At 62.5% G+C, this 9,009-nt stretch carries 10 protein-coding genes; all 10 read right to left on the bottom strand.

Going from position 1 to position 9,009, the window contains the following annotated elements:
* Positions 1 to 166 (bottom strand): NTP transferase domain-containing protein (locus AC07YV_RS29340; RefSeq protein ID WP_494990392.1); only part of this gene is annotated, 166 nt, incomplete at its 3' end.
* A gap of 39 nt (positions 167 to 205) precedes the next feature.
* Positions 206 to 1,714: an aldehyde dehydrogenase family protein gene (locus AC07YV_RS29335; RefSeq protein ID WP_102702769.1), complete on the bottom strand. Its 1,509-nt coding sequence runs from the start codon at positions 1,712 to 1,714 to the stop codon at positions 206 to 208.
* Positions 1,701 to 2,768 (bottom strand): aminoglycoside phosphotransferase family protein, encoded by a 1,068-nt coding sequence (locus AC07YV_RS29330; RefSeq protein WP_102702768.1) that lies wholly within the window; start codon positions 2,766 to 2,768, stop codon positions 1,701 to 1,703. Before AC07YV_RS29330 ends, AC07YV_RS29335 begins: the two co-directional genes overlap by 14 nt.
* 5 nt (positions 2,769 to 2,773) lie before the next feature.
* Positions 2,774 to 3,118: a cupin domain-containing protein gene (locus tag AC07YV_RS29325; RefSeq protein WP_007976122.1), complete on the bottom strand. Its 345-nt coding sequence runs from the start codon at positions 3,116 to 3,118 to the stop codon at positions 2,774 to 2,776.
* Positions 3,119 to 3,284: 166 nt separating this feature from the next.
* Complete coding sequence (locus AC07YV_RS29320) at positions 3,285 to 3,653, bottom strand: cupin domain-containing protein (protein ID WP_053161121.1); 369 nt, start codon at positions 3,651 to 3,653, stop codon at positions 3,285 to 3,287.
* On the bottom strand, positions 3,646 to 4,929 hold the full coding sequence (locus tag AC07YV_RS29315; RefSeq protein ID WP_102702767.1) for a nucleotide disphospho-sugar-binding domain-containing protein: 1,284 nt from the start codon (positions 4,927 to 4,929) through the stop codon (positions 3,646 to 3,648). The genes AC07YV_RS29320 and AC07YV_RS29315 overlap by 8 nt, the downstream gene beginning before the upstream one ends.
* Before the next feature lie 32 nt (positions 4,930 to 4,961).
* Positions 4,962 to 6,041 (bottom strand): ABC transporter ATP-binding protein, encoded by a 1,080-nt coding sequence (locus tag AC07YV_RS29310; RefSeq protein ID WP_102702766.1) that lies wholly within the window; start codon positions 6,039 to 6,041, stop codon positions 4,962 to 4,964.
* Entirely contained in the window at positions 6,034 to 6,840 is an 807-nt protein-coding gene (locus AC07YV_RS29305) for an ABC transporter permease (protein ID WP_007976115.1), read from the bottom strand. Before AC07YV_RS29305 ends, AC07YV_RS29310 begins: the two co-directional genes overlap by 8 nt.
* A complete protein-coding gene (locus AC07YV_RS29300) occupies positions 6,837 to 7,697 on the bottom strand; it encodes an ABC transporter permease (protein WP_102702765.1) in 861 nt (286 codons plus the stop codon). The genes AC07YV_RS29305 and AC07YV_RS29300 overlap by 4 nt, the downstream gene beginning before the upstream one ends.
* A gap of 82 nt (positions 7,698 to 7,779) precedes the next feature.
* Entirely contained in the window at positions 7,780 to 8,835 is a 1,056-nt protein-coding gene (locus tag AC07YV_RS29295) for a polyamine ABC transporter substrate-binding protein (protein WP_102702764.1), read from the bottom strand.
* Positions 8,836 to 9,009 lie beyond the last annotated feature (174 nt).

The following is a 9,009-nucleotide window of genomic DNA, read 5'->3' as shown; positions in this document are numbered from 1 at the left end:
CGCCCACCACCACCGCCCGTTGCTCGATACCGGCCGCCTCCACCGCCGCCAGCACATGGCCGAGCAGCGGCCGGTTACCCACCGGGTGCAAGACCTTGGGCAGCGGCGACTGCATCCGCTTGCCCTGCCCGGCCGCGAGAATCACCGCCAGCGTCGACCCGCCCATGTTGTCACTCATCACGATCCTCCTGTGTGCATCCGGGCTTCAGGCCGGATCGCGATAGAACACATCGTCGGCGTAGGGATACCACCAGTCCTGAATCTTCGGCTGGTGATCGATGATGACCATTTTCGAGCGGCGGAACGCTTCCAGCCCCTGACGCCCGAGCTCGCGCCCAAGGCCGGACATTTTCCAGCCACCGAACGGCAGCGCATCGTTGTCGATCAGCGGGTTGTTGACCCAGACCATCCCCGCTTCCAGGCGCTCGGCGGCCTCCATGGCTTCGGCCAGGTCCGTGGAAAACAGCGAGGCCCCGAGGCCGAACGGCGAGTCGTTGGCCAGCCGCACCGCCTCATCGAAATCGCTGACCCGGCAGATCGCCGCCACCGGGCCAAAGCACTCTTCCTGAAGAATCGCCATGTCACCGGTCACGCCGGTGAGGATGGTCGGCTCATAGAACCAGCCGACCGTCTGCTGGGGTGGAATCCGCCCGCCACACACCACTTTCGCGCCCTTGGCCACGGCGTCATCGACCAGGCGCATGACTTTATTGCGTGCCGCTTCGCTGACCATCGGCCCGATCTCCGAGCGTTCCAGGCCATGGCCGATGCGCAGGGCGCGGGTGCGTTCAGCGAACTTCGCGACAAATTCGTCATGCACCTCGTCCACGACATACAAGCGCTCGGCCGAGGTGCAGATCTGCCCGCTAAGATGGAATGCAGCCGTCACTGCACCCGCCGCCGCGACATCCAGCGGCGCATGCCTGGAGATGATCAATGGATCGCTGCCACCAGCCTCGATGACGCAAGGCTTCATCCGCTCGGCACAGGCCACGGCCACCGCCTTGCCCGCCGCGACACTGCCGGTGAACGCCACCGCGTGGGTCTGCGCCGACTGCACCAGCAGCTGCGCAGTCACCGCATCGCCCGGCACACAGGACACCAGTCCCGGCAACAACGCGCGGAAATGCTCCATGAACTTGAGGGTGCACAGGGTCGTCGCTTCCGCCGGCTTGATGAGGCAGGCATTGCCCGCCGCCAGCGACGCGGCGACCGTCCAGCACATCAGCAGGATCGGAAAGTTGAACGGCATGATGTGCACGCTGACGCCATAGGGCTCGTAGCGCACGTGCTGGAAGGAACCGATCTGCGTGGTGCCGGCGACCTTGCCGGCATCGTCCCGGGCCATTTCCGCGTAGTAGCGAAAGATCGGCGCGCAGTTGGCCAGTTCGCCCATGGCCTCGGGAAACGGCTTGCCCATCTCCAGGGTCATCAGGCGGGCGACTTCGCGGTTGCACGCCAGGTTCTGTTCGATGGCATTGGCCAGTTGATGCAGGCGCGCGGCGCGGCTTTTGGCATCCACCAGGCGCCACTGTTTTTGCGCGGCGGTGGCGGCATCGATGGCGGCTTGCACATCGGCTTCGCCACATACGCCGACTTGCCCGACCGGTTGCAGGGTCGCCGGATCGAGCACCTGGCGCACGCGACCATCGCTCAGCGTCAGGAACTCGGGGTTGATGAAACGCAAGGCAGAATCGCTGTTAAACGTGGCCATGGGATGATCCTTGAACCAATCGATAAGGGGTTTCACGCAATGTCACCAGGGTCGCGGCGGGCAGTTCTTCTCGCCAGCCCGGCACATGCCGGTCGAGCCACTGGCGCAGGGGCGCAAAGGCCTCGGCCTCCAGGGCGCGGACAAACAGACCCAGGGTGCGCGGCAGGTGCGCCAGGTAACCGTGCTTGCCGTCACGGCCGGCCAGGCGCACGAAAATCCCCAGCACCTTGGCGTGACGCTGGGCGGCCAGGCGCCGGTAGTCTTCGAGAAAACGCAACGCGTCCAGCTCCGGGTGCTGCAACAGGTAATGGCTGATCAGTGCCTCACGCAACGCCTCGGGCACATCGCGCCGGGCGTCTTCGAGCAGCGACATCAGGTCATAGGCGGCCGCCCCGGCCAGGGCGTCCTGGAAATCCAGCAAGCCGCAGGCGGCGACACCTTCGCGGCCTTGCAGCAGCATCAGGTTGTCGACGTGAAAGTCGCGCAGCACCAAGGCTTCGCGGCGTTGGGCAACGTCACCACAAGCCTCGGCGAACAGCGCCAGATACTCATGGCGCAGACCCTGTGCCGCCTCTTTGCCGATCAACAGCGGCACGTACCAGTCGATGAACAGCGCGCACTCGTCCGCCAGTCGCTGCGCGTCGTAAGGCGCCAGTTCCGCCGCTGGCGCTGCGCGATGCAAGGCCACCAGCGTATCGACCGCCAGGTGATACAACGCCGACTCCGAATGCCCGGCCAGCAGCAGCCGGGTGTAGGTGTCGTGACCGAAATCCTCGATCAGCGCCAGCCCCGCCACTTCATCGACTTCCAGCAAGGCCGGCGCGGACAGGCCCAACCCTTGCAACTGCCGGGCAATCCGTACAAACGGGCCAATGGGTTCGCTCTGAGGCGGCGAATCCATCAACAACAGGCCGGCGCCGTCCAGGCGGAAATAGCGCCGGGTCGAAGCATCCGCCGGCAAGGCCACCAGCGAGGCCCCGGCGAAACCGGCGCGTGCCAGAAAGGCGGCGCGCTGGTCTTCACGGGTTGGCAATGACGCCAGTGCATCAGTCATGGCAGTCACCGGATCATGTAGACCTTTTTGATGGTCTCGTGGACGGTGCACACACCCTTCCAGTCCTTGCCGAAGAAGGCGGCGGTGTCAGGCTTGATCTCGATCACTTCGCCGGACTCGTGGACGTAGGTGCAGCGGCCCTCGAGGAAGTGGCAGAACTCGTCGCTGGTGACATGGCAAAACCACTTGCCCGGGGTGCAGATCCAGATGCCGCATTCGGACTGGCCTTCGGGGCCTTTGTGCAGCACCACGCCGGAAACACGGGATTCGCCTTCGAGCATGGTCGGGATCACGCCCCAATCCTTGACGTCGGTGATGCTCAGGGGGTCGTACAGAAACGGGGTAGTCATTCATCTTCTCCAAAAAATTCCGTTGGCCCAATGCCGATCAGATAAGGGTTGGAACACCGCGATCCTTGTGGGAGCGAGCTTGCTCGCGATGGCGGCGGGTCAGTCAACATTGATGTTGAATGTTATTGCGCCATCGCGAGCAAGCTCGCTCCCACAAAGGGCAGGCTCAAGCGAGCATGTAAACGTTGCGCAAGGTTTCCCGGACGTCGCATTCACCGGTCCAGCCGGCCGGGAACAGCACCAGGGTGTTAGGCCGTACTTCGATCACTTCACCGTTGTCATTCCGGTAAGTCGCGTGCCCGGCGATGAAGTGGCACAGCTCGTCCCGGGGAATCGACAGCCGCCAGCGCCCGGGGGTGCACACCCACAACCCGGTTTCCGGGCTGTTGTTCGGGCCCTTGAACAGCAAGCGGCCGCTGGAGTGCGAGACGCCTTCGACGGCGTCGCTCTGCACGCCCCAGTCCACCAGGTCGGTGCGGCTGCTGACGGCTTCGAGGTACGGCGTGATACCCGCCGTGGTGGATGAATCAGGCATCGTTGAGCACCTTGTCGAGAATCGCGGCCGCGTCTTGCGGCCCTTTGCGGGATTGCATCTGCGCGCTGGTGCGCTGCAGGCGTTGGCGCATGGCCTCGTCGTTGAGGCAGGCGTGGAGTTTTTGTGCGAGCTGTTCTTCGCTCCATTCGTAGCGGTCGAGCTTGAAACCGTGACCGCTTTCTTCAGCGCGCATGGCATTGTCGTGGCCGTCCCAGACGTAGGACATGACGATCGCCGGTTTGCCGAAGAACAGGCACTCGGTGAAGCTGTTGTTGCCGCCGTGGTGGATCACCGCATCGACCTGGGCGATCACCGACGGCTGCGGGAACCAGTTGGAAATCTGCACGTTGTCCGGCAGGTCGGTGTATTCGTCCAGGTGCTCGCCGACGTTGAACAACGCCCGGTAAGGCAGCTTGCCCACCGCCTCGATCAGGCGCTTGAGCAACTCGACATCGCCGGAACCGAGGCTGCCGAAGCTGGCGTACAGCAGCGGCTTGTCGTTGTGGGCGCGGAACGGTGGAATCTCGTACGGCGTGTCGTGGCGCACGCAGCCTTGCAGGTAATGGAAACGCTCGGCCGGCAGCGGATGGCGGCGGTCGAACTTGACCGCGTCCGGGTACAGCAGCAGGTTCATGAAGGGCGAAGCTTCAAAGAAGGTGCCCAGCGGATAAGGCGCTTCACCGTGGGCCTGGAGGAACTGGTTGAAGTCGTCGTGGATCGGCCCCACCACTTCCTCGAAGCGCTGGCGGAATTGCGCGTGGCCAGCCTTGTCGTCGATGCTCATGCCCGACAGGTGCGGCGGGATATCCGGGTCTTCGATCTCGTTTTCCGAGCAGGAAATGATCCGCACCCACGGCTTGCCGTATTGCTTGATCGCCGGGAACAGGATCACGTTGTCGACGCAGATCAGGTCGGGCTTGACCTTGTCCAGCACTGCCGGCAGGTCCTTTTGCGCCCACTTGGCGGTTTCGACGATGGCCGCCCAGCACTCCTTGACGTAGTTGTCGATCTGCTCCAGCGGCGACTTGCGGAAATTCGGGATGTGCCCATTGATGAAGTCCACCCAGTAGCGGGCCATCTCTTCGGCCGGCATCGGTGCCGACATGTTGACCATGTGCTCCTCGAAACCATAACCGGCGTAGACACCGCTCATGCCCGGGTCGGTGAGGAACACCGCTTTATGGCCCAGGGCTTCACAGGCCTGGGCGATACCGACTGAGTTCAGCGCCGGGCCGTAGGCGGCTTCGGGGAAGAATGCGATCACTTTCTGTTTCATCGAGTGCTGCTCCTGCCTGGTCTTTTTATTGTTCAGCGTGTCAATACGCGGGCATGCCGGGCTTGCCAGCCCAGCCGGATGGTCGTGTCGATTGCAAAATGGGCGAATTCGAACTGTGAGGACGGCACGCGCACGATCAGCGGTTTGTCGCTGAGGGCTGTCTGCACATGCAGGTTGGTGTCCAGGCCGTGGTAGGCGACTTCGACGATTTTTCCGCTGACCTGATTCGGGCAATCGCTGCCCTGCTCCGTCAGCACTTGCAGGCGCTCGGGGCGCACCACCACGGCGACGGACTGGCCGGACACCAGCGGCGCGTCGGTTTCCACGCTCAACTCCTGGCCATTCACGCGCACCGAATGCTGGCCCGAGCGCACGCCTTCGAGCAGGTTGCTGACGCCGATGAAGTTGGCGACAAACCGGCTGTTGGGGTTCTCGTACAGCTCGGTCGGACTGCCGCACTGGCACACCTTGCCGCCATCGAGCACCGCCATGCGGTCGGACATCACCAGCGCTTCTTCCTGATCGTGGGTGACGATGATGAAGGTGATGCCGCTCTCGTGTTGCAGGCGCTTGAGTTCCAGCTGCATCTTTTCCCGCAGCTTCTTGTCGAGGGCACCCAAGGGCTCGTCGAGCAGCAGCACCCGTGGACGCTTGACCAGCGCCCGGGCCAGTGCCACCCGCTGACGCTGGCCGCCGGAAAGCTGATCGGGTTTACGCTCGGCCAGCTCACCCAGTTGCGCAGTGCTCAGCACTTCATCGACCCGGCGGCGGATTTCGCTTTCCGGCAGGCGCTCCATTTCCAGGCCGTAGGCGATGTTCTTGCGCACGGTCATGTTGGGGAACAGCGCATAGGACTGGAACATCAGGTTCAGCGGACGCTTGTTGGCCGGCAGCGGCGAGATATCGTTGCCGTCCAGGTAGATGCAGCCACCGCTGGGGGTCTCGAACCCGGCGAGCATGCGCAGCAGCGTGGTCTTGCCACAACCGGACGGCCCGAGCAGCGCGAAGAACTCGTTCTCGCGGATGCTCAGCGACACCTCGTTGACCGCCAGGCCGTTGCCATAAGACTTGCTGACCTTGTCCAGAATCAGTACCGCAGATGAATTATTCATGGGTGCGAGGAGCCTTGTTGAGACGCTGCGAAGCCAGCAGCGCGGTGATGCTGACCAGCATCACCAGCGTCGCCAGAGCGTTGATTTCCGGGGTGACGCCGAAGCGGATCATGGCGTAGATCTGCATGGGCAACGTGGTCGAAGCCTGGCCGGAGCCGGAGTTGAAAAAGGCGATGATGAATTCGTCCACCGACAGGGTGAACGAGAGCAATCCACCGGCCAGCACACCGGGGAAAATCACCGGCAGCAGCACCCGGCGGAAGGTGGTGAACCAGCTCGCACCGAGGTCGATCGAGGCCTCGAGAATCGAATAGTCGAAGTGCTTGAGCCGCGTGCGCACCACCGCGCAGACGAAGGCGATGTTGAACACCGCGTGGCTGATGATGATCGAGTGCAGGCCCAGACCAACCTTGAGCAGGTTGAAGAAGCTCAGCAGCGCAATCGCCAGCACGATGTCGGGAATGATCATCGGCGCCATCAGCAAGGTGTCGACCACCTGGCCCTTGTCATTGCCCTTGCGGCGCAACTCGATACCCAGCGCGAGGAACGTGCCGAGCACGCAGGCAATAAAGGTCGCCGACAACGCGACGATCAGGGTGTTGAGCGCCGCCGACAGGATCGCCGTGTTGTGCGCCAGTGCCGCGTACCACTTCAGCGACACGCCGCCCCAGGCGGTGGGCAACCCGGACTTGTTGAACGACAGCAGGATCAGCACCAGGATCGGTATATAAAGGAAGGCGTACACCAGCCCCAGGTGCGAACCCAGCACGGTGGCGCTGACAGAACGTGGCTGACTCATGAGCGCGCCCCTTCTGCACGACGGGACACCAGGGCCTGGATGAACAACAGGATCAGCATGATCGCGATCAGGAAGAAGCTCAGCGCCGCACCGAACGGCCAGTCCCGCGCCGTAAGGAACTGCGAATAGATCAGGTTGCCGACCATCTGCACCTGCTTGCCACCGAGCAGGTCGGCGGTGATGAAGTTGCCGATGCTCAGCACGAACACAAACACCGCGCCCGCCGCGATACCCGGCACGCTCAGCGGCAGGATGATCCGGCGAAAGGTCATCCAGCCCGAGGCGCCGAGGTCTTTCGAGGCGTCCCAGAGTTCGTTGTTGATCCGCGACAGCGACGAGAAAATCGCCAGGATCACAAAGGGGATGTAGTTGTAGACCAGCCCAAGCACCACGGACGACTCGGTGTACAGCAGGCTGATGGGTTCACCGCTGTAGCCGAACACTTGCAGCAGGCGGTTGATCAGGCCTTCGCGGTTGAGCAGGACGATCCAGGCGTAGGTGCGGATCAGGTAGTTGCTCCAGAACGGCAGCATCACCAGGAACAGGTACACCGCCTGGCGCCGCCGTGGCGCCCGGGCAATCGCATAGGCCGCCGGGTAGCCGATCAACACCGCGAACACCGTGGCCAGCCCGGCGATTTTCGCCGACTTGAGCAGGATGCCCAGGTACAGCGGATCGAACGCGCGCTGGTAGTTTTCCCAGGTGAACAACCAGTCGATGCCACCGTAGGCACCGCGTTCGACGAAGCTGTAGACCAGCACCAGCAGGCACGGAATCACCAGGAACATCAGCAGCCAGCCAAAGCCGGGCGCAAGAAGCCAGGCCGACAGACGCCTGTCAGCATGCAAAGCACTCATTAACCCTATCCTCCCGCCTCAGGACAGAGGCGGCTTGCGAGCGTGGCGAGGCATGCCGGGCATGCCTCGGATCGACGTGGCGTTAGTTCTGCGCCGCCATGATTTCGGTGACGGCGCGGGTGTAGGCCTTTTGCGTGGTGCCGCCCAGGTCGCGCAATTGCTCCATTTTCAGCAGCTCGGCGGGGGCGATGGTCAGGTTGGGGTATTGCTTGAGCAGGTCCGCGGACAACCCGGCCATGGCCGCCTGGTTGGGGACTTTGTAGAGGATGTTTTCAGCGACCCAGGCGTGGTTTTCCTTGGCCAGCATGAAGTTGATGAACTTGAAGGCCTGGTCCTGGTGCTTCGAACTCTTGAGCACCACCATGGTGTCCACCCACAGGTCGGAACCTTCCTTGGGCACCACGAACTTGATCGCCGCGTTGGCCTGCGTGCCGTAGTTGCACCAGCCGTCCCAGGCGTGGGCCATCAGCGATTCGCCGGAAGCGAGCTTGGAATAGAAGGTGGTGTCGTCGAAGGACAGAATGCGTTTTTTGGTGGCGATCAACTGGTCGCGAACCGCGGCGATCTGTGCCGGGTCACTGTCGTTGACCGACCAGCCCTTGGCGAGGAAACCGGCGCCGAGCATCCAGCGGTCGGTGGCCAGCATCGTCACTTTGCCCTTGAGGGCATCGCTTGGATTGAGGAGTTCGTTCCAGCTCTGCGGCGCCGGCGTCACCTTGTCGGAGCGATAGCAGATGCCCGTGGTGCCCCAGGTGTAAGGCACGGAGAACTGGTTGCCCTGGTCGTATTCCAGGTGAGTGGCTTCGGGGTAGAGGTTTTTCAGGTTGGGGACTTTGACCGGATCGATGTCCGCCAGCAGCCCCTGCTTGTGCAGGACTTCGGCGAAGGGCGAGGAGACGAACACCACGTCGTAACCTTCACCGCCGGAGGCCATCAGCTTACCCATGATTTCTTCGTTGGTGGCGTGCAGCGCCTTGTCGACCTCCACACCGCTGGCAGCCTTGAACTTCTCCAGCGCATCCGGGGCCATGTAGCCGTCCCAGATGGAAATCACCATGTCTTTCGCACTTGCAGCCTGTGAGGCGATCGCCAGGGAAACGGCCAATCCCGCGCACAGAAGATCATTCAGCTTGCTCATAAATACTCACCCGACGATTGTTTATTGTTGTGTTCGAAGGCAGTACGGCAAAACGAGAAACGATTGCTTGTGTTTTTTTTTAGAAATTAGGACCAGTATCAAAAGATGTCAACGCCTTTTTCCGATTCCTCACCCTGTAGGAGCTGCCGAAGGCTGCGATCTTTTGATATTGAT

The organism is Pseudomonas sp. GW456-E7, from assembly GCF_059424105.1.
This window is presented reverse-complemented; position numbering and strand designations above follow the sequence as displayed.